Source organism: Actinocrispum sp. NPDC049592 (genome assembly GCF_040675465.1).
Lineage (GTDB): Bacteria > Actinomycetota > Actinomycetes > Mycobacteriales > Pseudonocardiaceae > Kibdelosporangium.
The window spans coordinates 102,498-128,047 of sequence record NZ_JBFAPA010000011.1; the positions used below are offsets into that span (position 1 = coordinate 102,498).

General features: G+C 67.3%; 22 protein-coding genes. 3 read left to right on the forward strand and 19 right to left on the reverse strand.

Annotated features, from left to right (window positions below):
• Positions 1–200 precede the first annotated feature (200 nt).
• Positions 201–908, reverse strand: a complete 708-nt coding sequence (locus AB0J95_RS26610) for an SDR family oxidoreductase (protein WP_364763161.1) — start codon at positions 906–908, stop codon at positions 201–203.
• A gap of 108 nt (positions 909–1,016) precedes the next feature.
• Here AB0J95_RS26610 and AB0J95_RS26615 point away from each other — a divergent pair, with 108 nt between their 5' ends.
• Both AB0J95_RS26615 and AB0J95_RS26620 read left to right on the forward strand, forming a co-directional pair.
• Positions 1,017–1,484 carry a helix-turn-helix domain-containing protein gene (locus AB0J95_RS26615; protein ID WP_364763163.1) on the forward strand — a complete coding sequence of 156 codons (468 nt, stop codon included), beginning with the start codon at positions 1,017–1,019 and terminating at the stop codon, positions 1,482–1,484.
• Between the two features lie 41 nt (positions 1,485–1,525).
• On the forward strand, positions 1,526–3,973 hold the full coding sequence (locus AB0J95_RS26620) for a sugar-binding domain-containing protein (protein WP_364763166.1): 2,448 nt from the start codon (positions 1,526–1,528) through the stop codon (positions 3,971–3,973).
• Positions 3,974–4,332: 359 nt separating this feature from the next.
• On the opposite strand, the gene AB0J95_RS26625 is transcribed toward AB0J95_RS26620, so the two are convergent.
• The 17 genes from AB0J95_RS26625 to rpmE form a co-directional block, all read right to left on the reverse strand.
• On the reverse strand, positions 4,333–7,824 hold the full coding sequence (locus tag AB0J95_RS26625; protein WP_364763169.1) for a M12 family metallo-peptidase: 3,492 nt from the start codon (positions 7,822–7,824) through the stop codon (positions 4,333–4,335).
• Between the two features lie 89 nt (positions 7,825–7,913).
• Positions 7,914–11,381, reverse strand: a complete 3,468-nt coding sequence (locus AB0J95_RS26630; protein ID WP_364763172.1) for a M12 family metallo-peptidase — start codon at positions 11,379–11,381, stop codon at positions 7,914–7,916.
• A 214-nt stretch (positions 11,382–11,595) separates the two neighbouring features.
• Complete coding sequence (locus AB0J95_RS26635; RefSeq protein WP_364763175.1) at positions 11,596–11,811, reverse strand: hypothetical protein; 216 nt, start codon at positions 11,809–11,811, stop codon at positions 11,596–11,598.
• Between the two features lie 110 nt (positions 11,812–11,921).
• Complete coding sequence (locus tag AB0J95_RS26640) at positions 11,922–12,614, reverse strand: hypothetical protein (protein WP_364763178.1); 693 nt, start codon at positions 12,612–12,614, stop codon at positions 11,922–11,924.
• Between the two features lie 467 nt (positions 12,615–13,081).
• A complete protein-coding gene (atpD, locus tag AB0J95_RS26645; protein ID WP_364763181.1) occupies positions 13,082–14,509 on the reverse strand; it encodes a F0F1 ATP synthase subunit beta in 1,428 nt (475 codons plus the stop codon).
• A 2-nt stretch (positions 14,510–14,511) separates the two neighbouring features.
• On the reverse strand, positions 14,512–15,450 hold the full coding sequence (locus AB0J95_RS26650; protein ID WP_364763184.1) for a F0F1 ATP synthase subunit gamma: 939 nt from the start codon (positions 15,448–15,450) through the stop codon (positions 14,512–14,514).
• Between the two features lie 11 nt (positions 15,451–15,461).
• Positions 15,462–17,102, reverse strand: coding sequence for a F0F1 ATP synthase subunit alpha (atpA, locus tag AB0J95_RS26655; protein ID WP_364763187.1), 1,641 nt, complete (start codon positions 17,100–17,102; stop codon positions 15,462–15,464).
• 42 nt (positions 17,103–17,144) lie between these two features.
• Positions 17,145–17,966 carry a F0F1 ATP synthase subunit delta gene (locus tag AB0J95_RS26660; protein ID WP_364763190.1) on the reverse strand — a complete coding sequence of 274 codons (822 nt, stop codon included), beginning with the start codon at positions 17,964–17,966 and terminating at the stop codon, positions 17,145–17,147.
• Between the two features lie 12 nt (positions 17,967–17,978).
• Positions 17,979–18,524, reverse strand: coding sequence for a F0F1 ATP synthase subunit B (locus tag AB0J95_RS26665; RefSeq protein WP_364763193.1), 546 nt, complete (start codon positions 18,522–18,524; stop codon positions 17,979–17,981).
• Between the two features lie 32 nt (positions 18,525–18,556).
• Positions 18,557–18,823 (reverse strand): ATP F0F1 synthase subunit C, encoded by a 267-nt coding sequence (locus AB0J95_RS26670; protein WP_364763196.1) that lies wholly within the window; start codon positions 18,821–18,823, stop codon positions 18,557–18,559.
• A 68-nt stretch (positions 18,824–18,891) separates the two neighbouring features.
• The gene (gene atpB, locus AB0J95_RS26675) at positions 18,892–19,674 is read right to left on the reverse strand and encodes a F0F1 ATP synthase subunit A (RefSeq protein ID WP_364763199.1); all 783 of its coding nucleotides are present in this window, start codon (positions 19,672–19,674) and stop codon (positions 18,892–18,894) included.
• Between the two features lie 185 nt (positions 19,675–19,859).
• Positions 19,860–20,294, reverse strand: coding sequence for a hypothetical protein (locus AB0J95_RS26680; RefSeq protein ID WP_364763202.1), 435 nt, complete (start codon positions 20,292–20,294; stop codon positions 19,860–19,862).
• Complete coding sequence (locus tag AB0J95_RS26685; RefSeq protein ID WP_364763205.1) at positions 20,291–21,445, reverse strand: MraY family glycosyltransferase; 1,155 nt, start codon at positions 21,443–21,445, stop codon at positions 20,291–20,293. The genes AB0J95_RS26680 and AB0J95_RS26685 overlap by 4 nt, the downstream gene beginning before the upstream one ends.
• A gap of 60 nt (positions 21,446–21,505) precedes the next feature.
• Positions 21,506–22,156 (reverse strand): L-threonylcarbamoyladenylate synthase, encoded by a 651-nt coding sequence (locus AB0J95_RS26690; protein ID WP_364763208.1) that lies wholly within the window; start codon positions 22,154–22,156, stop codon positions 21,506–21,508.
• Positions 22,157–22,237: 81 nt separating this feature from the next.
• Positions 22,238–23,095: a peptide chain release factor N(5)-glutamine methyltransferase gene (prmC, locus tag AB0J95_RS26695; protein ID WP_364763211.1), complete on the reverse strand. Its 858-nt coding sequence runs from the start codon at positions 23,093–23,095 to the stop codon at positions 22,238–22,240.
• A 22-nt stretch (positions 23,096–23,117) separates the two neighbouring features.
• Entirely contained in the window at positions 23,118–24,173 is a 1,056-nt protein-coding gene (prfA, locus tag AB0J95_RS26700) for a peptide chain release factor 1 (RefSeq protein WP_364763214.1), read from the reverse strand.
• A gap of 80 nt (positions 24,174–24,253) precedes the next feature.
• Positions 24,254–24,466, reverse strand: a complete 213-nt coding sequence (gene rpmE / locus AB0J95_RS26705) for a 50S ribosomal protein L31 (RefSeq protein WP_364763217.1) — start codon at positions 24,464–24,466, stop codon at positions 24,254–24,256.
• A 242-nt stretch (positions 24,467–24,708) separates the two neighbouring features.
• Between rpmE and AB0J95_RS26710 the strand changes: the two genes are divergently transcribed.
• Positions 24,709–25,098 carry a hypothetical protein gene (locus AB0J95_RS26710; RefSeq protein WP_364763220.1) on the forward strand — a complete coding sequence of 130 codons (390 nt, stop codon included), beginning with the start codon at positions 24,709–24,711 and terminating at the stop codon, positions 25,096–25,098.
• Positions 25,099–25,106: 8 nt separating this feature from the next.
• Here AB0J95_RS26710 and AB0J95_RS26715 read toward each other — a convergent pair whose 3' ends face one another.
• A complete protein-coding gene (locus tag AB0J95_RS26715) occupies positions 25,107–25,286 on the reverse strand; it encodes a hypothetical protein (protein ID WP_364763223.1) in 180 nt (59 codons plus the stop codon).
• Between the last annotated feature and the right edge of the window lie 264 nt (positions 25,287–25,550).

Below are 25,550 nucleotides of genomic sequence, written 5' to 3' on the forward strand. Positions count from 1 at the left end.
TCAGGGTTTGGTGAGCCGAGAGCGGATTGGTGCGGCGCGATTTTATCTGGGGTGGCGCCGCCCATAAGCTTGTCGGCGGGCAGGGCCCTGGCCCTGCCCGCGTTTGCCTGCCCTGGGCGGCGCAGGGGTCCCCAGATCAAATCGCGCCGCACCAATCCGCCCTACCCAAAGACTCAGCTAGGGGCCTGTCAGAAGCGCCCCTACGCCTTGGCGGGCATGAAGTCCCGGTACATCTCCTCCAACGGCGCGGAAAGCTGCGACTTGATCACCTGGCTCACCTCGTCCCCATAAACCTCCCACTCGTCGTTGAGCAGACCCTTCATGGTCTCGTCCGCCACAACGCGTGGGTGGGTCTTCGGCGCCGTTACGCCGTCAGCCATGTCCGTCTCCAGGAACCCCGCATGCACGCCGACGACGAGCGTCCCTTGTGGAGCGAGCTGCACCCGCATGGCGTTGCTGGCGCCCCAGGCCGCGGTCTTGCTCACCCCGTACGCGCCGAGCAGGGCTTGCCGCCACGAGGCGACCGACAGCATGTTCACCACGGCACCCCCACCATTCGCCGCCAGGATCGGCGCGAACGCCCGGGTGACGTCGATCAGCCCGTACAGGTTCACTTCCAGCAGGTCACGCAGGTCCTTCGGGTCGCCGATGATCTCCGTCCGCGTCCCGATCCCCGCGTTGTTGATCAGGATGTTCACGTCCGGGGCGATCGCTGCCGCCGCCGCGATGGACTCCTTGTCCGTGACGTCCAGCCGGATGGGGGTCAGGCGGGGGTCGGTGATCGAGGAGGGGTTGCGGGCGCCGGCGTAGACCTTGGCCGCGCCGTTGTCGAGGAGGGCCTGCGCGAACTCGGCGCCCAGGCCGCGGTTCGCCCCGGTCACCAGCGCGACGGCACCTTGGATCTTCATTGCGACCTCCTAGTGAGTCTCTTGATGAGACTGACCCTAGCACGGTGAGTCTCATCATCAGACTTACTAGTGAGTCGCTTCACACGACTGACCACGTATGCTGGACTTATGTTGGATCGCGAGTACAAGGGGCAGGTGTGCTCCATCGCCCGCGCGCTGGAGGTCGTGGGTGAGCGCTGGTCGCTGCTGATCGTGCGCACCATCCTGCAGGGCAAGGTGCGGTTCGACGACCTCAAGGAGACGCTCGGCATCACCCGCAGCGTGCTGACCACGCGCCTGCAGCTGCTGGTCGACGAGGGTCTGGTGGAACGCCACCAGTACAGCGACCGCCCGCCGCGGTTCGAGTACCGGCTGACCGAGAAGGGCAACGACCTCTGGCCGGTCCTGCTGACCCTGCGCGGCTGGGGCGACAAGTACTACGCGGGACCGGAAGGACCGCCGACGACCACCGAACACCTCGGCTGCGGCGGCGGCCCCGACGACCACCTCATCTGCGACCGGTGCGGCACACCGCTCACCCTGGCCAACACCAGGACCTATGCAACGCGCTCGATGGTTGAGAATTTGCCTCTTTAGGCGGCTTGTCGAAATCTGGTAACCAGAGCAGAGTGCTGGACATGCGCCTGCTCGCCGCCGTCCTGACCATTGCCCTGCTTGGCATCAGCCCGGTCGCACACGCCTCGCAAGCGTTTGCGGGACCTTCCTTCCCTGGTCAAGTGCGCACGGTGCCGACCTGGCGGATGCACCCTGCGACCGGCACCGGCGACCAGATCTCCGCGCCCGGGTACGACGACAGCAGCTGGCTGGCCATCCCCGCGCGGTCGACCGTGATGGCCGGGCTGCTGGCGAAATACCCCGACTACACGCGGGATCTGCGCGGCGTGGACACCTCGCAGTTCACGGTTCCCTGGTGGTACCGGCGAACCTTCACGTCCCCCGCGACCGGGCACACGTTCCTGCGGCTCAACGGTGGGGTGATCTCGCGCGGTGAGGTGTGGCTGAACGGCACGCTGGTGGGCACTCCGGCCGGTGCCTATCCGCGGTTCGAGTACGACGTCACAGGTCTGCTGCGACGCGGCGAGAACGCCCTTGCCATCAAAGCGATGCCCCCGGACCCGTTCCGCGACCTCACCGTGAGCTTCCTGGACTGGAGCCCGCCCGCGCCGGACAACAACATGGGCGTCTGGCGGGATGTCAGCCTGGCCAATGCGGGCGACGTCTCGCTGCTCGAACCACGTGTGCTGACAACGCTCACCTCCGATCTCCAGCAGGCCACCCTGACCGCCAGGACCGAGGTCCGCAACAACACGTCACGCCCAGTGACAGCGACTCTCCTTGGCACGGTTGACAACCGCCCGCTCATCCAGCGAGTCGCCCTGCAACCGAACGAGCGCAAGACGATCACCTTCCGTCCACTGGAAGTGAGCCAGCCGCGAGTGTGGTGGCCGGCGCAGTTCGGCGACCAGCCCATGTACCGGCTCAGCCTCACCGCGATCACCAGCGGTTTGTCCGATCACGTGAGCACGGACTTCGGCATCCGCGAGGTGACGTCCTCGCTGAATGCCCAGGGCGCACGGCAGTTCTTTGTGAACGGCAAGCCTTTCGTCGTGCGCGGCGGTGGGTGGGCGTCCGATTTGTTCCTCCGCGCACAACCCGGGCGGCTGGCCGGGGAGCTGCGACTGGCCCGGGACATGGGGCTGAACACGATCCGGATGGAGGGCAAGGAAGAGGACCACGAGCTGCTCGAACTCGCCGACCGCTACGGGATCATGCTGCTGCCCGGCTGGGAATGCTGTACCAAGTGGGAGAAGTACAGCACCTGGACCGCGGAGGACCACCAGGTCGCGACCGACTCGATCCGCGCCGAGGCACAGCGGATGGTCAACCACCCCAGCGTGCTCGGGTTCTTCATCGGCAGCGACAACGCGGCCCCGGCGGACGTCGAGAAGTCCTATGTGGATACTATGCGGGCCGCCGACTTCCCGGCGCCGATCATCCCGTCCGCGGCCAACAAGGCGACTCCCATCCTGGGCAAGTCGGGGATGAAGATGGACGGGCCGTACTGGTGGATCCCGCCGAACTACTGGTACCAGAACCAGCTCGGCGGCGCGTCCGGGTTCGCCTCGGAGATCGGCTCCGGCCCCACCATCCCGGAGCTCTCGACCCTGCAGAAGTACCTGACCCCACAAGAGATCGACGACCTCTGGCGCAACCCCACCAAACCGCAGTACCACCTGGCCAAGAAGGAAGTCTTCTCGACGCTGGCCATCTTCGCCGAGGCACTGTCCGAAAGGTACGGTCCGCCGACCAGCCTGGAGGACTTCCTCCGCAAGGCCCAGCTGGCCAACTACGAGGCCAACCGGGCCCAGTTCGAGGCATACGGCCGACCTCCGGCGACCGGAATGATCTACTGGATGGCCAACAACGCCTGGCCCACCCTGTACTGGCACCTCTGGAGTTACGACCTGGCCACCGCGGGCTCGTACTTCGGCGCCATGAAGGCACTTCGACCGGTACACGCCCAGTACTCGTACAACGATCGCTCGATCCTGTTGGCCAACACCGGCCTTCAGACCACTGACGTCACGGTTCGTGTCACGGCGTTCGCGCTGGACGGCCGCGTGCTCTCGGACCAGGCGCTGCCCACGACCGCCCAGGCAAACTCTGCGCACCCGATCCTGCAGGTCCCAGCCGCCGACGAGACCTACCTGCTGCGTTTGCTCGTCACCCAGAACGGCCGCGAGATCGACCGGAACGTCTACTGGCTGTCCACATCGGACGACAAGCCGGACTTCACGAATTCGACCTGGTGGTACACGCCGACCACCGCCTATGCCGACTTCACGGCGCTGCAGAACCTCCCCAAGGCAACCGTCCAGACCGACATCCACGGCCAGGACCTCGTCCTGCGCAACACCTCCACGACCGTCGCCCTGGCGGTCCGAGCCGACCTGCCTGGCGCCCACTGGTCCGACAACTACGTCACGTTGTGGCCTGGCGAGACCGTCACCCTGCACGCCGACCGGCCCGCTCACGGCACGGTCATCACTGGGTTCAACCTCTGACGTGCGGGTGAGCGTGGTGCCGCGCAGCCTGGAGCCCTACAGCCGCCTGGTTGCGTGGCTGGCAGAGCACGGCCAGCCCGCACCAGCCCAAGGCCCAGACGAGACGGTCACCGAGGTCTACAACTGCGGGGCGCCTACGAGGCCTCGAAAGCCGAGGCTGACGCGGTCTTCCAGGTGACCGCGAACGAACTGGGCGTGCCATGGACCATCGTCAACCCATCCAGCGTGATCGGCAAGACCGACCAGAACCTGGGTTCTCGACGACGACACCCCACCGCTGCCCGACACCACCAAAACCATCCTCACCTGGACCGAGTCCCTCGTGGGCGGTGCGGACACCGCCCACGAGGGCTGATGGGTCAGACGACGAGGATTACGCCGCGGAGCAATGGAGCCTCTGCGGTTGTGGCGCCGGTCCAGCCGGACGAGAACAGCAGGGTGTCACCGTCGAGCAGGGTCGCGCCCAGGTTTCCGGCGTGGCCGGTAAGGCGCAGGGTCAGGCCCGAGGCGATCTGCTTGCCGCTCGCGTCGAACAGGGCGGCCTTGCCGCGGGCGTCGAACGCGCTGCCCTTGCTGCCGAACGAGTCCACGCCCAGGCTGCGGATCTGGTAGCGCTGACCGCCGTGCGTGAAGGACACAATGGACACTCCGGTCGCCCCGCCCAGCGGCTTGATGTACGCCAGCGCGGTGGTCACGTCAACCTTCGAGTCCTTCTCGGCGAAGTACGCACCGGCCGACTGGGTCACCTTCAGCGTGCCAGTACCGACAACGGCCCGGTTCTGTGGCTTCAGCACTTCCGCCTTACCCACGGCGGATCCGGCGTAGTTGCCGCTGACGGAGACCGTCACATCGTGCGCACCGACCGGCAGCTGCGCCGTGCAGCTCCCGGTACCGTCCACATCAAACGTTCCCAGCAGCGAGACCGGTGCGGTGCAAAGTGTCTGGCCGCCAGCGGCGAACGCGAGGGTCCCGGTCCTCACGTCACCTGGGTTCTCGTCGGTGATGTCCCGGAGCGTGGCCCGCAACTGCACGAACTGCCCATACACCAAGGCATCCCCGGTGTAGGTGAGCTGGGCGTCCTCGGGCGTGACCTTGATCGTGAACGCGGTCTTACCCTCGACGCCGGTGTCGTCCGTGACGGTGACCGTCACCGGGTAGTCGCCCGGCGAGGCGGTTGTCTTGCCGGAGAACGACCACGAGCGGGTGTGGTCGGCAGCATCACCGGCCACAAGGGACAGACCCGAAGGCAGCCCAGTGACGACCGCGGTCAGGCCGGATCCAGCGCTGTCCGGGTCGTTCGCGGTGATGGTGAACGCGGCCGGGTCGCTGTACTGGACGGTCGGCGTGCCCGCGACGCCGACGCGAGGCGTGGCGCGGATGGTGAAGTCGGCATCGTTGACGTCGAAGAAGACGTTCCCGACCGCCTCGATCTTGATCCTTGCCTTCTGCGTGCCCACATCCGGCAGCGTCACGGTCTCAGTACCGTCGTTGGGCGTGCTTTCCGACAGCACGGTCGGGAAGGTCGCGCCACCGTCGGTGGACAGCGAGATCCTCACATTGGCCGCGTTGATCGGCGCCACATCCGTGCCGGCGACATCCCAGGTGACCGGAACCGCAGTACCACCAGTGTAAGCAGGAGCGTCAGCCTGCGAGGTCACCAGGAACGGACCGGCGTTGGGCGCCAACACCAGAGCGGTGTCCGCGCTGCCGATGCCACCGCCACCGAGACGCCCATCACGAGCGGTCAGACGGAAGTGCAGAGTGCGGTCGTTGTTGATGCCGACCCATGCGTTGGTGGGCAGGAACTCCGAGTAGCAGTCCACAATGGCCGCCGGAACCACACCTGGTGCGGGCGGCGCTGCCGGACAGGTGCCGGTCTTGGCGTTGGTGTTGTTCGTGGTGATCTGCGCCATGTCCGGGAAGACACGGGTGGGGTTCTTGTCCACCGTGTTCTCGCCCGGCGAGTAGTACTTCAGCGTGTCCTCGGCGGAAACGATCGCCGCGGTGCCGAACTGGCGGAACAGCGGACCGTTGGTCTTGGTGTTGTTCACCAGGGCCGTTCCCGTTGTGCCACCACGGTCGTTCTGCTCCCACATGTACGTGACCGAGTCGCCGTCGGCGTCGGTCGCGCTGCCGGTCAGGGCGAACGGGGTGCGGACCGGGATCGTGTACTGCGCGGGCACGGTCACGACCGGAGCGTGGTTCTCGGTGTCCTCGACCTTGACGCCCTGGTTCCCTTGCGGGCCACCATTTACCGTCTCGCCAGAGAAACCCGTTGTGCCGGTGCCGTTCACCGACAGCGACGCCACGTCGATGCCGCTTGCCGTACCACCGAAGCTGACCTGGAAGCCGGTGTCGTTCAAAACTCCGCCACCAAAGCCGCTGATGCTGACGGTGGCGCCGGCGGGCCAGCCCGCGATGCCCTCGATCGCGGCCTTGATGCCCGCCGCAGTGTAGTTGGTGCCGCGGGTGACCGGCGCCGAAGTCTGACCGTTGTAGGTCAACGTGAACGAGTCCGTGCCGTCGAAGTCGCGCAGGGCCACGTTCTGGACCTCGCTGATCGGTGCCCGCGGGGTCGAGGTGGTCGTCGTGATCTCGATGTAGCTGCGCTGCGACCAGTACGGGTCACTGTGCGGCTGCAGGTTGTCCTGCTGGCAGATACCCGCGTACGCCATGATCGACGTACCGCTGCCGGGCTCGTAGGAGTTGGCCGCGCTGCGGTTGCCGCCGGAGCAGTTCAGCTGGGTGCCGTTGAACGTGTGGTTGCCACCGAACTGGTGGCCCATCTCGTGCGCAACGTAGTCCACGGCATAGAAGTCACCGACCGGAGTGGGCAAACCCGTGCAGCCACGGGCCTTTCCGCTGCCACCGATGACGCCGAGCCCGGCCACACCGCCACCGTTCACGCCGAGTCCGATGTGGCCGATGTCGTACGCGCCGGCGCCGACGAGCTGGCCGAGCACGATCTGGTTCCGGTTGAGCAGGGCGCTGCTGCAGCTGGCGAGCTGGGCCGCGGTGAAGCAGGGCGCCGAGCCGCATGGGCCGTTCGCGCCGGTGGCTTGCTCGGCCGTGTTCAGGTTCGTCTTGTCGGTGTCGTTGATCAGCACGAGCCGGATCGCGGTCTCGTCCTCGTACACCTGGGCGACGCGGTTCATCAGCGTCACCTTGGCCGCGGTCACGTTCGCCGCGCCGAAGTAGTTGGCGTACGTGGGATCCGTGACCAGCGCGACGCGGAAGGTGCGCAGCTTGACGACCGGCCCGGCCTCGATCGCGGGCAGGTCCTGGACCAGCGACTCGACTTCCTCGTTCTCCACCAACGGGCCCGCGGAGGTCACGTCATGGCCGTAGTAGCTGGCGTAGAGGCTCTGGTCGAGGTGGTAGTAGGGGTCGACGAACCACTGGCCGCGCTGGGACCGCACCGAGGCGTGGAACCCCAGCGGCGTCAGGTCGGCGCGCACGGTCGCGCTCGGGTCGTCGATTCCCTTGCCCGCGTATGTCTTGATCTCCGGGTGCGCGGCGGCCAGACCGGCCTCCATCACCGGTGCGTCCACCAGCGCGAACCGCTGGAACGTGCCCTCCGGAGTGGGTAACACCACTTCTTGTGCGGCAGCGGCCTTCGCGGCCGGAGCTTTGTCCAGTTTGGACGCCATCAGCGGCCGGTCCAGAGTGAACCCCGCGTACTTGTCCGTCCTGATGTCGGCCTGTTTGGCCGACTTCGCCGCGAGGCCGTTGTTCGAGGCCTTCGCCCATGGGTTGTCGGACTCCGCCGTGCCCACGACTGGCAGTAAGGCGAGTGCGGTCACCGCCACCGCGAGCGCGGCGATGGGTCTGCCTGACCACGATCGAGCCAACAGATTCTCCTTCGAGTGCAGGAAAACCCTCGTGAGTGGTTGGACTGGTCAGGACCAGTACAACCACTCACGAGGGGTTCAGTAAGGGATCAGATGATGAAGAGTGCTCCGCGGGAGAGCGGGTTCGCCTGGGTGGCGGCACCCGTCCAGCCGGACGAGAAGAGCAGCTTGTCACCATCGGACAGGGTGATCGCGAGCGAGCCAGGGTTGCCGGTCGAGCCGGTCAGCCGCAGGGTCAGCCCGTTCGCGATCTGACGTCCGGCCGCGTCGAACAGGCCGGCGCGGCTGCGCACGTCGAGCTTGCCGGACTTGGTGCCGAACGAGTCGACGCCCAGGCTCCGGATCTCATAACGCTTGCCGCCAGAAGTGAAGTCCACGATGGACACACCGGTAGCACTGCCGAACGGCTTCAGGTAGGCCAGGGCCAGCTTGAAGTCGGTCCTGGAACCGTTGTCCGCCGGGTAGGCACCGCCCGAGCCGGTCGCCTTGACCGAGCCGTCACCGATGATCGCCCGGTTCTGCGGCTTCAACGTCTCCACGCCGGCCGGAGCCGACCCGGTGTAGTTGCCGCCCACCGACACGGTCACGCTCGCCCCAGCGGGGAGCTTGGCCGAGCAGCTGCCGGTCGCGTCCGTGGCGGCCGCACCCAACAGCTTCAGCGGCGACGAGCACAACGTCTTGCCACCGGACACGAAACTGACCGTCCCGGTGCGGATGTCACCCGGCGCGGCGTCCGTGTTGTCCCGGACGGTCGCCCGGAACTGAACGGTGTCACCGAACACGAGGCTGTCGCCGGTGTAGGTGACCTGGGAGTCCTCCGGCTTCACCTTGACGGTGAACGAAGTCTTCCCAACCACACCGGTGTCGTCCGTGACAGCAACCGAGACCGGGTAGTCACCTGGTGTGGCTGTGACGTTGCCCGCGACCGTCCACACGCGACTACCACCGTTGGCTGCACCGGCCACAAGGGACAGACCCGAGGGCAGTCCAGTGGCGGCCGCGGTCAGGCCGGAACCGGCGCTGTCCGGGTCGTTCGCGGTGACAGACAAGGAAAGCGAGTCGCTGTACTGGACGTCCGTGCCACCCGCGATGGAGACGCGCGGCGAGGCGTGCACGGTGATGTCAGCGTCGTTGAGGTCGAAGAAGACGTTGCCGACGGCCTCGACCTTGATCCGGCCCTTGGTCGTCGCCACATCCGGGATGACCACGGACTCGCTGCCATCGTTGGGCGTGCTCTGCGACAGCACGGTCGGGAAGGTGAGCCCACCGTCGGTGGAGAACGAGATCTTCACGTTCTTGGTGTTGATCCCGTTGCCGTCCGTCCCGGCGACATCCCAGGTGACGGGCTGCGAGGAGCCACCCGCGACGGCACCGGCAGCGGCCTGCGATGTGACCTGGAACGGACCCGACGTCGGCACCAGATGCACTGCGGTGTCAGCGAAACCGACGCCACCACCGTTCTGCCGCCCGTCGCGCGCGGTCAGCCGGAAGTGCAGGGTGCGGGAGTTGTCGATACCGACCCAGTCCGCGGTCGGCAGGAACTCCGAGTAGCAGTCGATCAGCGCGGCCGGCACGTTCGTCGCCCCACCGGAGGCGGGTGGCGGCGGTGCGGCCGGGCAGGCGCCGGTCTTGGCGTTGGTGTTGTTCGCCGCGATCTGCGCCAGGTCCGGGAAGTCACGCGTCGGGTTGCCGTTCACCGCGTTCTCGCCCGGCGAGTAGTACTTCAGCGTGTCCTCGGCGGAAACGATCGCCGCGGTGCCGAACTGGCGGAACAGCGGGCCGTCCTTCTTGGTGTTGTTCACCAGGCCGGTGCCGTTGACGCCGCCGATGTCGTTCTGCTCCCACATGTAGGTGACCGCGTCGCCGTCGGCGTCGGTCGCCTTGCCGGTCAACGAGAACGGCGTGCGCACCGGGATGGTGTACTGCTCGGGCGTCTCGACGACCGGGGCGTGGTTGGTGGTGTCCTCGATCTTGTTGCCCTTGTTGTCCACCGGGCCGCCCTTGATCGACTCACCGACGAACCCGGTGGCGCCGTGCGGGTTGAGGCCCAGCTTCGGGACGTTCCTGCCGGCCAGCGTGCCACCGAAGGTGACCTGGAAGCCGGTGTCGTCCAACGGGATCGGCCGCCAGTCGGGCTGGTCGCCGAACCCGGCCACGGTGACGGTCGCGCCCGTGGGCCAGCCCACGATGCCCTCGATCGCCGCCTTGATCCCGGCCTGCGTGTAGTTGACGCCACGCACGATCGGCTTGGACTGGCGGCCGTTCCAGCTCACCGTGAACGAGTCGGTGCCGTCGAAGTCACGCAGCGCGATGTCCTGCTGTTCGTTGATGTCAGGCAGGTTCGAGGTGGTGTACGAGGTGATCTCGGTGAAGCTGCGCTGCGACCAGTACGGGTCGCTGTGCGGCTGCAGGTTGTCCTGCTGGCAGATACCCGCGTACGCCATGATCGACGAACCGCTGCCGGGCTCGACCGAGGTCGACGGCTCCCGGTTGCCGGTCGAGCAGTTCCACTCGGTGCCGTTGAACGGGTGGTTGCCGCCGAACTGGTGGCCCATCTCGTGCGCCACATAGTCGACCGCGTAGAAGTCACCCACCGGCGTCGGCAGGCCGGTGCAGCCCACGGCCTTCTCGGTGCCGCCCACCACGCCGAGACCCGCGATACCGCCGCCGTTCACCCCGAGCCCGAGGTGGCCGATGTCGTACTTGTCCGCGCCGACCAGCTGACCCAGCACGACCCCGGTCGCGTACAGCGTCGGGATGTCGCAGAACTGCAGCTCCTCCGGCTTGTAGCAGGGGGCCGCGCCACACGGGCCGTTCGGCAGGCTGGCCAGCTCGGGCGTGTTCAGGTTCGTCTTGTCGGTGTCGTTGATCAGCACGAGCCGGATCGCGGTCTCGTCCTCGTAGATCTGCGTGACCCGGTTGATCAGGGTCACCTTGGCCGCGGTCACGTTCGCCGCGCCGAAGTAGTTCGCGTACGACGGGTCCGTCACGAGCGCGAGCCGGTAGGTCCGCAGCTTCACGACCGGGCCCGCGGTGATCGGCTGCAACGCCTTCGCCGCGCCGACGAGGTCCTTCTCCTTCAGCACGTTGCCGCCGTTGGAGACGTCATGACCGTAGTAGCTCGCGTACAGGCTCTGGTCCGCGTGGTAGTACGGGTCGACATACCACTGGCCGCTCTGCGACCGCACCGAAGCGTGGAACCCCAGCGGCGTCAGGTCGGCGCGCACCGTCGCGGTCGTGTCGTCGAGCCCTTTGCCCGCGTACGTCTTGATCTCCGGGTGGGCCGCCGCCAGACCCGGCTCCATCACCTGCGACTCGGTCAGTGAGAACCGCTGGAACGTGCCCTGCGGCGTCGGCAGGGTCACCTCCCGCGCGTTCGTGTCCAGCTTGGTCTTCATCGTCGCCCGGTCCAGCGTGTACCCCGCGTACCGTGCGGTGCGGATATCCGCCTGCTTGGCCGACTTCGCCGCGAGCCCGTTGCTCGCGACCTTCGTCCACGGGTTGTCCGGCTGCGCCGTCCCCGCGGTGCTCAGCACCGGCAGCAGCGCCACCGCCACCGCCGCCACGCCAAGCGCGGCAATCGATCTACCCCGGGTGGGTAATGAGGACAATTCAAGGCTCCCCTCGATGACACATGTGCAGGAGCATTCTTGTGTCCGAGCGGCCCACCCATAACTGCCGAAAGTAGTAAGTGTGTGTCTCGTTGCGACATACACCGCACCGGTTCAGTCGATCATCCCGCCTGGTCGCTCTCCTCGGCGTGAACCTGAATCAGCTCCCGCCGCATCGACCGACGATCAACGAGCAGCAGCCCCACCGCCCCATCAGCCCGAACACCCCAGCGACGAACACCCCAGCCTCGATCGCGACGCTGCCGAGCAACGCACCCAGCAACACGGCGAACACCAACAGATCCACCAACGCACGGATCACGCCGGACGGCCCCACCAGATGCTCGTCCAGCCATGCACCAAAGCTACGAAGCATGCCTCCCACCTCCGTGGTCCGAAGCATGTCCAATAGCTGTGCGCCCCTCCAGGCCTTCGGAGTGTATCGCCGAAGCAGGCATCCGCGATTGGTCCCAACGTGCGAACGCGTCACCTCAGCGCGCTCGTCGCCTGCCACTGCTGCGGAGAACTGTGTTTCCCATTGCCCTTCAGCTCCAGCTTGATGCCCGCCCGTTGGCGTACCTGGAGCCCCGTCCCGCTGAACAGGTACTGGTTCCGCCCGTCCTCGTTCACCGAGGCGTCAATACCGAAACCGGGATCGTCGGCAACAAAACCGATCGGCTCGTAGTACGCCTCTCGTCCGGCCGGCAGCACGATCTTGTAACTCACGAACTCGACACTCTGTTGCCGGAAGCAGACCGCGAAATCATCGGTGACCTCGGACATCAGCGGCGCACACTTCCCCGGCCAGTCCATGATGACCATAAACCGGATCTCACTGCCGATCCTGGGCGGGCTGGCGAAGTGGATCATCACGTCGATCTTGCCGTCCGCGATCCAGGAAAACGTCACATCAGGACTCGTCCCCAGGGCATCTCCGACCAGCAAATTGCGCACATTCACTTTGACGTGACGCCGATATCGCGCCGGCTGGCTCCACCCGCAGCCGAACACCAGACGGATGAGAAACATATCGTCCCGCAACACCTTGGCGCGGATGGTAGTGCGTTCAATGGTGTCGCCCTTGGAGTTGGCGATAAAAGCCGCCTGTTCCCACGACAGCAACCCGATCCCGGCCCGCACCACAGCCGGAGCGCCCTCATCGGCCAGATAGTCGTCCAACCACGCGATAAAGCTCCGCAGCATGCTCCTCAACCCTTCCCCTGGTCCGAAGCATGTCCGTAAGCTGAGCGCCCCTTGCCCGACTTCTTCACAGGGTACCGGCCGCCGGGCCGCCGGTGGACAGAATTGATACGAACGGGCGAGCAGAATGGTCCCGAGTACGATCACGGCCGCCGTGGACCGTTCGGCGAACGATCACACGGCGGCCGTGAGCGCTGCGGACTACTGGCAAGTCGCCAGTAGGTCAGATGTCTAGCCGTCCGTTCCGTTCTCCCCACCGAGAACGACAACCGGCGTCACATGAGACGTCATCGCGAGGGACACCTGACCTTTCAACAATTGTCAAATATGCGCAAGATCATACGACAGCGGACGTGATCGCGCAGGGCCAGGGCCATATTTCGCCGGACAACGTAAAAGGTCTTCACGAGAGACTCGTGAAGACCTTTTACGGATATCGAGAATGCTTACTTGCCGGTGAGTTCGCGGGCCTTCTTCTCGAGGTCTTCGAGGCCACCGATGCCGAGGAACGCCTGCTCGGGGATGTGGTCGAAGTCGCCCTTGGCGATCTTGTCGAACGCCTCGACGGTTTCCTTGACCGGGACGGTAGAGCCGGGCTGGCCGGTGAAGATCTCGGCGACGAGCATGTTCTGGGAGAGGAACCGCTCGATGCGCCGCGCCCGGTTGACCGTCAGTTTGTCCTCTTCGGACAGCTCGTCCATACCCAGGATCGCGATGATGTCCTGCAGCTCCTTGTACTTCTGCAGGATCCGCTTGACCTCCTGCGCCACCCGGTAGTGCTCGTCGCCGACGATGGTCGGGTCGAGGATGGTGGAGCTGGAGGACAGGGGGTCCACCGCCGGGAAGATGCCCTTCTGGAACACCGCGCGCGACAGCTCGGTGGTGGCGTCCAGGAAGGCGAAGGTGGTGGCCGGTGCCGGGTCGGTGTAGTCGTCGGCGGGCACGTAGATGGCCTGCATCGAGGTGATCGACCGGCCACGGGTGGAGGTGATCCGCTCCTGCAGCTCACCCATCTCGTCAGCCAGCGTCGGCTGGTAACCCACGGCCGAAGGCATGCGGCCCAGCAGGGTCGACACCTCGGAACCGGCCTGGGTGAACCGGAAGATGTTGTCGATGAACAGCAGCACGTCCTGGTTCTGCACATCGCGGAAGTACTCCGCCATGGTCAGCGCGGACAGCGCCACCCGCATACGCGTGCCGGGCGGCTCGTCCATCTGGCCGAACACCAGGGCGGTGTCGTTGATGGTGCCGTCCTCGCCCAGCTCCAGGATGAGGTCGTTGCCCTCACGGGTGCGCTCGCCGACCCCGGCGAACACCGAGGTGCCACCGAAGTTCTTGGCGACACGGGTGATCATCTCCTTGATGAGCACCGTCTTGCCCACACCGGCACCGCCGAACAGGCCGATCTTGCCACCCTGCACGTACGGGGTGAGCAGGTCGATCACCTTGAGGCCGGTCTCCAGCACCTCGGTGCGGCCCTCGAGCTGGTCGAACGCCGGCGGCTTGCGGTGGATGGTCCAGCGCTCGGCGTCCGCGGCGTAGCCGGGCTCGTCGAGGCAGTCGCCGAGGGCGTTGAACACGTGCCCCTTGACGATGTCACCGACCGGCACGGCGATGGCCTGGCCGGTGTCGCGCACCGGGGTGCCGCGCACCAGGCCGTCCTGCGGCTGCATGGAGATCGTGCGGACCAGGTTGTCCCCCAGGTGCTGGGCGACCTCCAGGGTGACGGTCTTCTTCAGCTGCTCGAACTCGATGTCGACCTTGAGGGCGTTGAACAGCTCAGGCACCGCGCCGCGAGGGAACTCGACGTCGACGACCGGGCCGGTCACCCGCACGATACGACCGGTGGCAGTGGGTTCTTGGGTGGCAGTCATCGCTAGTCATCACTTCCTGCTGCGGCGAGCGCGTTGGCGCCACCGACGATCTCGCTGATCTCCTGGGTGATCTGGGCCTGCCGCGCCTGGTTGGCCTCCAGCGACAGGGCCGCGACCAGATCACGTGCGTTGTCCGACGCCGCCTTCATCGCGGTGCGGCGGGCGGCCGACTCCGAGGCCGCCGAGTCCAGCAGCGCTGCGAAGATCCGGGTGTTGACGTACTTGGGCAGCAGCGCGGCCAGCAGCTGGTCCGCGCCCGGCTCGAACGTGTAGCTGACCGGCGTGGTCTCCGGCTGCTCCTCGGAGTACTCGACCTCCATCGGCGCGATCCGCTTCACGGTCGGCACCTGGGACAGCATCGAGCGGAACTCCGTGTAGACGATGTGCAGCTCGTCCACGCCCAGCACGCCGTCCGCCCCGCCGTGGTCCACGCCGTCGTCCTCGCCCTGCATGAAGGCCTGGACGAGCAGCTCGCCCGCCTCCTGCGCGTTCTCGTAGCGCGGGGTCTCGGAGAACCCGCTCCACGAGGCGACGAACTCGCGCTGCCGGAACGTGTAGAACGACACCGCCTTGCGGCCGATCAGGTACAGCAGCGGCTCTTTGCCCTCGCTGCGCAGCAGCGAGATGAGCTCCTCCGCGGCACGCAGCACGTTGGCGTTGTAACCGCCGCACAGGCCACGGTCACTGGTCACCACCAGCACGGCGGCGCGCTTGGGCTCGGGCCGCTCGGTGAGCAGCGGGTGGTTGTTGAGCGACGCGGCGGCCCCGGCCAGCGCGGAGAGCACGTTGGTGATCTCCGTCGCGTACGGCCGGGCGGCCTGCACCCGTGCCTGCGCCCGGCTGATCCGCGTGGTCGCGATGACCTCCTGGGCCTTGAAGATCTTCCCAAGGCCCTGGGTGGAACGGATCCGTTGGCGTAGTTCGCGAAGCTGTGCGGCCATTGGCTACCCGATCACTTCTTCGGGGCTGGCCGGCGCACCTTCACCGACTCCTGCCCGACCTTGTCGGCCTCCATCGCGTCGGCCGGCGTGTCCACGACCGACGAGCCGTCGGAGGCGGTGAACTGCTCCTTGAACTTGTCGACCACCTCGCCGAGGCGGTCGATCAGCTCGTCCGAGAGGTCCTTCGTGTCACGGATCTCCTGGAGGATACCGCCGTGCTGACGGCGGATGTGGTCGATGAGCTCGCGCTCGAACCGGCGCACGTCCTCCACCGGGACCGAGTCGGCGTAGCCGCGGGTGCCGATGAAGATCGAGATGACCTGCTCGTCGACCGGCACCGGCGAGTACGCGCCCTGCTTGAGCAGCTGGTAGAGCCGGTCACCGCGGTCCAGCTGGGCCTTCGAGGTGGCGTCCAGGTCCGAGGCGAACGCGGCGAACGCGGCCAGCTCGCGGTGCTGCGACAGGTCGATGCGCAGCGAGCCGGAGATCTTGCGCATGGCCTTGATCTGCGCCGAGCCACCGACCCGGGACACCGACACACCGACGTTGATGGCCGGGCGCTGGCCCTGGTTGAACAGGTCCGACTCGAGGAAGCACTGGCCGTCGGTGATCGAGATGACGTTGGTGGGGATGTAGGCCGAGATGTCGTTGGCCTTGGTCTCGATGATCGGCAGACCGGTCATCGAGCCCGCACCGAGGTCGTCGGACAGCTTGGCGCAGCGCTCCAGCAGGCGGGAGTGCAAGTAGAAGACGTCACCGGGGTAGGCCTCGCGGCCCGGCGGGCGGCGCAGCAGCAGCGACAGCGCGCGGTAGGCCTCGGCCTGTTTGGTCAGGTCGTCAAACACGATCAGGACGTGCTTGCCCTGGTACATCCAGTGCTGGCCGAGGGCCGAGCCGGTGTAGGGGGCGATCCACTTGAAGCCGGCGGAGTCCGAGGCCGGGGCGGCCACGATGGTGGTGTACTCCATCGCGCCGTGCGCCTCCAGCGCGGTCTTGACGGCCGCGATGGTGGAGCCCTTCTGGCCGACGGCGACGTAGATGCAGCGCACCTGCTGCTTCGGGTCGCCGGTCTCCCACGCCTGCTTCTGGTTGATGATCGTGTCCACGCAGACCGTGGTCTTGCCGGTCTTGCGGTCGCCGATGATCAGCTGGCGCTGGCCGCGGCCGATCGGGGTCATCGAGTCGATGGCCTTGATGCCGGTCTGCAGCGGCTCCTTCACCGGCTGGCGCTGCACCACCGTGGCCGCCTGCAGCTCGAGCACGCGGCTGTCGTCGGCGACGATCTCGCCGAGGCCGTCCAGCGGCTGGCCCAGCGGGTTGATCACCCGGCCGAGGAAGCCGTCGCCGACCGGCACCGAGAGGATCCGGCCGGTCCGCTTGACCTCCTGGCCCTCCTCGATCGTCTCGTAGTCACCCAGGATGGTGACACCGATCTCGCGGACGTCCAGGTTCTGCGCAACGCCGAGCACGCCACCGGGGAACTCGACCAGCTCGTTGGCCATCGCCGAGGGCAGGCCCTCGACGTAGGCGACGCCGTCACCGGTCGAGGTGACGGTGCCGACCTCTTCCTTCGTCACGTCCGGCGTGTAACCGGAGACGTAGTTCTCGATCGCACTGCGGATCTCGTCCGACGAGATCGTCAGCTCCGCCATGTCTTCCCGCTCTCGCTTTCGTTACTTCACAAATGCTCTGGGTCAGCCGGCCAGCCGGCGCCGGATGGCGTCCAGGCGGCCCGCCGCACTGCCGTCGATGATCTCGTCGCCGACCTTGATGACCATGCCGCCGAGCAGGTCCGGGTCGACCTCGATGTGCAGCGCGATCGGCCGCGCGTAGATCCGGGTCAGCGTCGCCGCCAGCCGGTCCTGCTGCTGCTCGGACAGCGCCACCACGGAGGTGACGTGGGCGACCGAGCGCTCGCGGCGCTTGGCGGCCAGGTCGGCCAGCTCCTCGAGGCCCTCCACGGCCCGCCGGCCGCGCGGGTAGGACACCAGCGCCTCGGCCAGCTTCTCCGTGGTCGGGTCCACCTTGGCGGCGGTCAGCGAGCGCAGCAGCGACAGCTTGGCCTCGGCCGGGGCGGCCGAGTCGGACAGCAGCCGCTCCAGCTCGCCGTCGGCGGCCACGATCCGGCCCAGCCGGAACAGCTCGTCCTCGACCGTGTCGAGCGTGCCCGCGCGCTCCGCGGCGACCAGCAGGGCCGTGCGGCCCAGCGACTCGACCCCGTCGACCAGCTCACGCGGGTTGGACCAGCGCGCGCTGACCACCGAGACCAGCAACCCGACGGTGTCGTCGGAGAGCTTGCCGCTCAGCAGCCTGCGCACAAGGTCGGCGCGGCGCTCCGGCTCGGCCGACGAGTCGGCCAGCGGCCGGCGCAGCCCGGCCTCGCGGGTGAGCAGGCCCACCACGCCGAACAGCTCGTCGCCGACGGTGTCCAGCGTGGCGCCCGACTCGGCGAGGTCGAGCAGTTTCAGCTCGGCCGAGGCGAGCGCCTCCCGGCTCGCGGCGTGCAGCAGCGTCATCTTCGCCGTCCCCTACTTCTTCGCGGGCGCCGAAACGGAGTCCAGCTCTTCCAGGAAACGGTCGACCGTGCCGCGGCGGCGGGCCTCCTCCTCCAGCGACTCGCCGACGATCCGGCTGGCCAGCTCGACCGCGGTACGGCCGAGGTCGGCCCGCAGCTCCGCGACGATCTGGGCGCGCTGGGCCTCGAGCTGGTTGCGGCCCTGCGCGACGATCCGCGCGGCCTCCTCCTGGGCCTGCACCCGCAGTTCCTCACGGATCTGCTCGGCCTCGATGCGCGCGTCGTCACGGATGCGCGCGGCGGCCGCGTTCGCGTCGGCGAGCAGTTCCTTGTACTTCTCGAGGTTCTCCTCGGCCTGCGCCTGCAGGCGTTCGGCCTTCTCGATGCCGCCCTCGATCTTCTCGGCACGCTCGGAGTAGAGCGCCTCGAAGCGCGGGACGACGAACTTCCACACCACGAACAGCAGCAGCAGGAAGGTGACCAGGCCGAGGATGATCTCGGCCGGGTGCGGGATCACCGGGTTGGGCGATGACTCCGCTGCGAGATAGAGATTGACCACGTCGTCTCCCTAGAAGATCGGTGACGCGACGATCAGACGGAGGACGCGAGGAAGTAGAACACCAGGCCGATCAGGGCGAGCACCTCGACCAGGGCGAAGGTGGACCAGCCGATACCCATCAGCTTGCCCTGCGCCTCCGGCTGGCGGGCGGTGCCGTTGATGACCGCGGCCCAGATCAGACCCACGCCGATACCCGGGCCGATGGCGCCGAGGCCGTAACCGATCAGCGACAGACCCTTGTTGATGTTGATCGGCGCGGTCGTTTCGGCGGCCTGGGCGAGAACAAGAGCAGCACTCACTTTGAAACTTCCCTTTCACTCGGTCCGCGGCGTGCGCCGCGGATCGGAGCCTTTGTCATTGGTGTGAATCAGTGGTCCGACGCCAGTGCCATGCCGATGTAGCTGGCCGACAGCAGAGCGAAGATGTAGGCCTGGACGACCTGGATCAGGGCCTCCAGGAACGTCATCGCGATGGCGAAGGCGAACGAGATGATCGACACCGGTTTCAAGGCGACGCTCGCCTCGATCAGCAGGTACTCGCCCGCCAGCGTGAACAGCAGCAGGATCAGGTGCCCGGCGAACATCGCGGCGAACACCCGGATCGCCAGCGTGATCGGGTTCATGAAGAACTTCAGGAAGAACTCCACCGGCGCGATCAGGCCGTAGGCGATGACCTTCGGCGCGCTCGGCGGGATCAGTTCCTTCTTCAGGTAGTGCCAGCCGTGCCGCTTGAACCCGACGAAGTGGTAGGTCGGGTAGACCACCAGGACCGACAACGCGAGCGGGAACCCGAAGTGCGAGAGCGTGGGGAACTGGATGATCGGGATCAGCGCGAACAGGTTGTTCACCAAAATGAAGGTGAACAACGAGAGAATAAGCGGGACGAACGGGCGGAAGTCCTTCGAACCGATCTGGTCGCGGGCGATGTTGTTGCGCCCGAAGTCGTAGACCGACTCGGCGAGGAACTGGAACCGGCCCGGCACGATCTTGAGGTTGCGGGTGGCGATCAGGAAGAACGCCATGATGATGATCACCGAGAGCACGAGCAGCACCATCGGCTTGGTGACCTGGCCGAAGATCGGCGGCAGTTCGAAGTCACCCGCGCCGGGCGGTATGAACTCGCCATCCGCAGCCAGCAGCAGCGCGCGCAAGTGGGCTCCTTCCGGTTCTCCCGGCCGGCCGTTTCACACTGCCGGGGGAATCGTCACGTTCGGGACTTAACGTACCTGACGTACTGGAGGCACTTCGCAGCGGCTCCCCGGAAGGCTCGCGGGAAGGCGACGGTGCCCCTCGGCGGGCAGGCTACCAGCTCGTAGAACGCCCGTACTGTTGGCGTCTAACTGGGGATAATCGTCGGCAGCTTGGTCTTCTTGAAGGCCACCCCGTCCGCGACCGCGGCGACGATCACCCCGGCGAGCATAGTGAACGCGAGCGACTGCCGGTGCAGCACCGTGACGTCGCCCAACAGGGTGAGAACGATCAGCAGAATGACCATCTTCCCGACAAAACCGCCCAACGCGGCGGCCATCACCAGATGCGGGCCCTGGTGCGCGCTGATCCGCATCAGCCACATCGTGAAGGCCGACGACGCCACCGCGACCGCCGCCCCCACAAGCGACCCCCACAACCCGTGCGGTCCGGCGAGCACCGTCGCGATGACCACCGCGACCGCCAGCACCGGCAGCACCAGCCGGATCTGGTAGCGCAGCTGGGCATCGGCCAGCTTCAGCACGATCTCGCCGTGCGTCTCGGGATACTTTTCGCTGTTCATCGTGATCTGAGTCTAGGTACCGCGGAAACGATCAACGCGATCAGGAGGCCTATCGCCATCACCCAGCCCACGACGAGCCCGTCGAACAGGCTGAGCGCGACGGCCCCGAACGCCAGCACGGCGGCCCACAAGTAGATGAGCAGCACCGCACGCCGGACCGAGTGGCCGATCTCCAGCAGCCGGTGGTGCAGGTGCATCTTGTCGGCGTGGAACGGGCTCAGGCCGCGGCGAGTTCGGCGAATGACCGCCATCAGCAGATCGAGGGTCGGCACGAACAGCACCGCCGCCACGACGATCAGCGGGGACAGCAGCGCGATGGTGTTGGTCGGGCCGTTCTGGTTCGGCAGCTGCTTGCCCGCGGCTGAGGTGCTGGCCGCGGCGAGGGTCAGGCCGATCAGCATCGACCCGGAGTCGCCCATGAAGATCCGGGCCGGCTGGAAGTTGTGCGGCAGGAAGCCGATGCACGCGCCGGCCAGGGTGACCGAGATCAGCGCGGGCGCGTAGTTGATCACGTCGTTGCCGCTCTCGGACAGCACGTGGATGGAGAACGTGCAGGTCGCGGCCGACGCGATGACCCCGATCCCGGACGCCAGGCCGTCCAGGCCATCGACGAAGTTCATCGCGTTGATCAGCACCAGGCACAGCACCACGGTGAGCAGGCCGCCCTGGTTCATGTCCAGCGAGAGCAGCGACCCGCCGCCGCTGGCGTCGTTGCCGCCCCACGGCACCCAGACCAGCACCCACTGGATGCCGAACAGCACGATGATCCCGGAGGCCAGCGTCTGCCCGGCGAACTTGGTCAGCGCGTCCAGCTCGAACCGGTCGTCCAGCATGCCGATGGCCATGATCACGCCGCCGCCGACGATCACGCCGAGCGGGTCGAGGGTGAACTCGAACGCGCGGCGCAGCAGCGGCAGCTGGTGGGCCAGCAGCATCCCGCCGCACACGCCCAGGTACATGGCCAGGCCGCCGAGCCGCGGGATCGGGGTGACGTGCACGTCGCGGGCGCGGGGCACGGCCACCGCACCGATCTTGAACGCCAGCAGCCGCACCGGCCCGGTCAGCAGAAAGGTCAGCGCCACACTGGTCAACGCGACCAGCAGGTACTCGCGGATCGGCAGTCCGGCGAGGGGGATGGCCGTACTCGGCACCTTCGATCAGCCCCGCCGGCTCGCGATGGTCACCGGGAAAACTCCTTCAACGTCTGTTGCTCAAGCGGGACTCGCGACTTCGGTGCCGAGGGCGTCCTCGACCTCCTGGCGGCTGACCGCGCCCTCCCGCAACAGGATCGGGGTGCTGCCGGTCAGGTCCACGATGGACGACGGGACCGGGTCCCCGGTCGGTCCCCCGTCCAGGTACACCGCCACCGACTCGCCGAGCTGGTCGCGGGCCTCCTGCGCGGTCGCGGCCGGCGGGTGGCCGGAGCGGTTCGCGCTGGAGACGGCCATCGGGCCGACATCACGCAGCAGCTCGATGGCTACCGGGTGCAACGGCATGCGCAGCATCACCGTGCCCCGGGTGTTCCCCAGGTCCCAGGCCAGGCTGGGCGCGTGCGGGAGCACGATGGACAGGTCACCCGGCCAGAACGCCTCGATCAGCTTGCGGGCGTCGTCCGGCACGGACAGCACCAGGCCGTCGACCGCCGTCCAGGAGCCCACCAGCACGCCGACCGGCATGTCCGGCCCGCGGTTCTTGGCCTCCAGCAGCGCCCGCACGGCGCCGCTGTCGAACGCGTCGCAGCCGATGCCGTACACGGTGTCGGTCGGGATGACCACGAGCCGCCCAGACCGCACCGCACCGGCGGCCGCGGCGAGTCCGTCCTGACGGTCCTCGCGCAAGGAACAGTCGTACAGGGTGCTCACACTGCGAACTCTATCCCTTGCCCATCCGGTCGCGACTTGTGGACACCACCTGTGCATCACCGCATTTCAGAGCGTTAGCGCTCAGCCGCGGCGGGCGGTGGCGAACCTCGGCCGCCCGGCGAGGTCGCGATGGTCGGTGGCCTCGGAGAGAACCTTGCGGGCGGCCAGCAACGCGGGCACGGACTCGCCCTGGCTGTCGTCGTGTTCGATACCCACCCAGCCACCGGGTTTGAGCAAGCGCGCGGCGCACGCGATGACCGGTTTGATGACGTCCAGGCCGTCCGGTCCGCCGAAGACCGCTTTGCGCGGATCGTGTTCGGCGACCTCTGGCGGGACGGGTGTGTCGTCGGGCACGTACGGCGGGTTGCACAGCACGACGTCGACCGTGGATTCCATGTCGGCCAACAGTTTCGGGTCGGTGACGTCACCGGAGTGCAGGCGGATCCTCCGATCCCCGGCGTCGGCGCGGGCCTCGGCGTTGCGGCGGGCCCAGGACAGCGCGACCGGGTCGATCTCGACCGCGTGCACCTTCGCGTCGGGCCGCGCGTGCGCGAACCCGAGCGCCAGCGCGCCCGATCCGGTGCACAGGTCAACGACCACACAGGACGGTGGGGCGACCTTGATCGCCCAGTCCAGCAACAGATCCGTCTCCGGCCGGGGCACGAACACGCCCGGCCCGACGGCCAGTTCGATGTCGCCGATCCAGGCGGTGCCGATGATGTACTGCAGCGGCTCGCGGCCGGCCCGGCGCAGCACCAGCCGGTGCAGAGCGTCCACAACGGACGGATCGACCAAGGGTATGAGCGGCAAGCGGTTGCGCTCCACACCGAGCACATGGGACGCGAGCAGCTCGGCGTCCACGCGCGGACTGTCCACACCGGACTCGGCGAGTTTTTCCTGTGCCGCCTTGAGGGCGAGCCGGAGCGGCGTTCGCGTCATGGCGTCACAGCTTAGTGGCCGGTCACCCGCCGGACTGGGCCAGCCGTTCCTCGCGGTCGGCCTTGGCCAGCGCGTCGAGCACCCCGTCCAGGTCGCCTTCCAGGACCTGGTCGAGGTTGTAGGCCTTGTAGTTCACCCGATGGTCGGAAATCCGGTTCTCGGGGAAGTTGTAGGTGCGCACCCGCTCGGACCGGTCCACCGTGCGGACCTGGCTGCGGCGCGCGTCCGAGGCCTTCTTGGCGGCCTCCTCCTCGGCCAGCGCCTGCAGGCGGACCCGCAGGACGTGCATGGCCTGGGCGCGGTTCTGCAGCTGGGACCGCTCGTTCTGGCAGGACACCACGATCCCGGTCGGCAGGTGCGTGATGCGCACGGCCGAGTCGGTGGTGTTCACGCTCTGCCCGCCGTGACCGGAGGAGCGGAACACGTCGACGCGCAGGTCCTTCTCGTCGATCTCCACCTCGACGTCCTCGACCTCGGGGTAGACCAGGACACCCGCGGCGGAGGTGTGGATGCGGCCCTGCGACTCGGTGACCGGCACGCGCTGCACGCGGTGCACGCCGCCCTCGAACTTCATCCGGGCCCAGACCCCATCAGGGTCGGCGCTCTTGGCCTTGAGCTGGAGCGTGACGTCCTTGTAGCCACCCAGATCCGACTCGGTGGCGTCCAGCACGTCGAACTTCCAGCCGCGCCGCTCGGCGTACTTGGTGTACATCCGGAACAGGTCGCCGGCGAACAGCGCGGACTCCTCGCCGCCCTCCCCCGACTTGATCTCGACGAGCACGTCGGAGCCGTCGTGCGGGTCACGCGGGAGCAGCAGCTCGGACAGGCGCTCCTCCAGCTCGGGGATGCGCTTCTCGATCGCCTCGGCCTCGGCGGCGAACGCCTGGTCCTCCGCGGCGAGCTCCTTGGCCGCCGACAGGTCGTCGCGCGCGGACTCCAGCTCGCGAAGGGTCTTCACGACCGGGGTCAGCTCCGAGTACCGCCGGCCGAGCTTGCGCGCCCGGTCCTGGTCGGCGTGCACGGCCGGGTCGGCCAGCTCACGCTCCAGCTCGGCGTACTCCTGCAGCAGATCTTCCACGGTTCACCCCTTCGCTTGGTGTCGTCCCGAGCACGAAAACGGCGCCCGGTCCCCGTTGGGACCAGGCGCCGCCGACGAAGCTACTTCTTGCGCTTGCCGTAGCGAGCCTCGAAGCGCGCGACCCGGCCACCGGTGTCCAGGATCTTCTGCTTGCCCGTGTAGAACGGGTGGCAGTTGGAGCAGACCTCGACGTGGATGGAACCGGAGGTCTTGGTGCTGCGGGTGGTGAAGGTGTTGCCGCAGCCGCAGGTCACCTCGGTGGTGACGTACTCAGGGTGGATACCCGTCTTCATGTCTCGCCTCTCGTTGTGGCCGCCGGGTCCCCTCGTGGAAACTGGGGTGAACCGGAGCCGGACTCGACTGTCTAGTGTGCCAGACGCGCTGACCAGCCCGTACAACACCCATCCGGTCGGGTTTGTTCCGCCGTTGTCCCCGCTGGCCCGTTCACCGCCGCTCAGGGGCCACCCACCGCACCACGGCGGGCCTTTGCCGACCCCCGGGGTACCACTTCGGCCCCGCCCGCCACACTGACCTCGTGCAATGCGCCGTGCACCGCCCCTTCCCGCTGCTGTCCTGGGCAGCGGTGCCACTACTGTTCATCGCGGCTGTGCTCGGCCTCACATCCGTGGGCGAGTTCCTCCTCGCCCTGCCCACGGACACCACAGTGACCAGCGCCCACTTTGGTGCCGCGGCGGGGGTGACCGTGGTGATCGGGTTCTCGATGGACTGGCCTTCGCCGCGGTGGCGTGGGACACGGTGGGTGTATGCGGTGGTAATTCTCGGGATAGGCGTCGCACTGCACGGGGTTGTCGTGCCCGGAGTGGTTGCGATGGCCATGGGGTTGCCCAGCTCGGCAATTCTGGCGCGTATTTCGTGGGTGCACCGTTTTTCGAAGGAAACCCGAAGGGCAACGCCGGTCGGTTGATTCCGCCGCTATAGCCAGTCGACGCGATGCCCGGCGACATGCGGCGTCCCGACCAGGCCACGGCACTGCGCGTCGGAGTCGTCGAAGGCCGTGGAGCCGAACGTCCCGTACTCGTTCCACGAGGCCAGCCCCGACTCACAGTAGGCGACGACCCGGAACCTGTCCGACGGCCCCTGAGAGCAGAACACCGACACACCCTCCCCATTCCCCAACCCGTAGAAATGCGCGTCACACCTAGGCGGCACCGCACCGACGGCATTACCCACCAAGCCCGTCAGGAAAAACACGAAAGCCACACCAAAGGCGATAAACCTACGCACAACCATTCCCTTTCGCCGAACCAACACCAATCCGAACGTACGGAGCCGAGCAGGCGGACGGCAATTAACCGGTCGGGCGATCCAATCTCACACACAGTCACGGGTCGGACACGGAACGGTAGGATCAGGTCG

Bases quoted from the DNA above. Each gene is read 5' to 3' on its own strand.
- AB0J95_RS26610 (WP_364763161.1), bottom strand. From the start codon at position 908: ATGAAGATCCAAGGTGCCGTCGCGCTGGTGACCGGGGCGAACCGCGGC.
- AB0J95_RS26615 (WP_364763163.1), top strand. From the start codon at position 1,017: ATGTTGGATCGCGAGTACAAGGGGCAGGTGTGCTCCATCGCCCGCGCG.
- AB0J95_RS26620 (WP_364763166.1), top strand. From the start codon at position 1,526: ATGCGCCTGCTCGCCGCCGTCCTGACCATTGCCCTGCTTGGCATCAGC.
- AB0J95_RS26635 (WP_364763175.1), bottom strand. From the start codon at position 11,811: ATGCTTCGTAGCTTTGGTGCATGGCTGGACGAGCATCTGGTGGGGCCG.
- atpD (WP_364763181.1), bottom strand. From the start codon at position 14,509: ATGACTGCCACCCAAGAACCCACTGCCACCGGTCGTATCGTGCGGGTG.
- AB0J95_RS26650 (WP_364763184.1), bottom strand. From the start codon at position 15,450: ATGGCCGCACAGCTTCGCGAACTACGCCAACGGATCCGTTCCACCCAG.
- atpA (WP_364763187.1), bottom strand. From the start codon at position 17,102: ATGGCGGAGCTGACGATCTCGTCGGACGAGATCCGCAGTGCGATCGAG.
- AB0J95_RS26660 (WP_364763190.1), bottom strand. From the start codon at position 17,966: ATGACGCTGCTGCACGCCGCGAGCCGGGAGGCGCTCGCCTCGGCCGAG.
- AB0J95_RS26680 (WP_364763202.1), bottom strand. From the start codon at position 20,294: ATGAACAGCGAAAAGTATCCCGAGACGCACGGCGAGATCGTGCTGAAG.
- prmC (WP_364763211.1), bottom strand. From the start codon at position 23,095: ATGACGCGAACGCCGCTCCGGCTCGCCCTCAAGGCGGCACAGGAAAAA.
- rpmE (WP_364763217.1), bottom strand. From the start codon at position 24,466: ATGAAGACGGGTATCCACCCTGAGTACGTCACCACCGAGGTGACCTGC.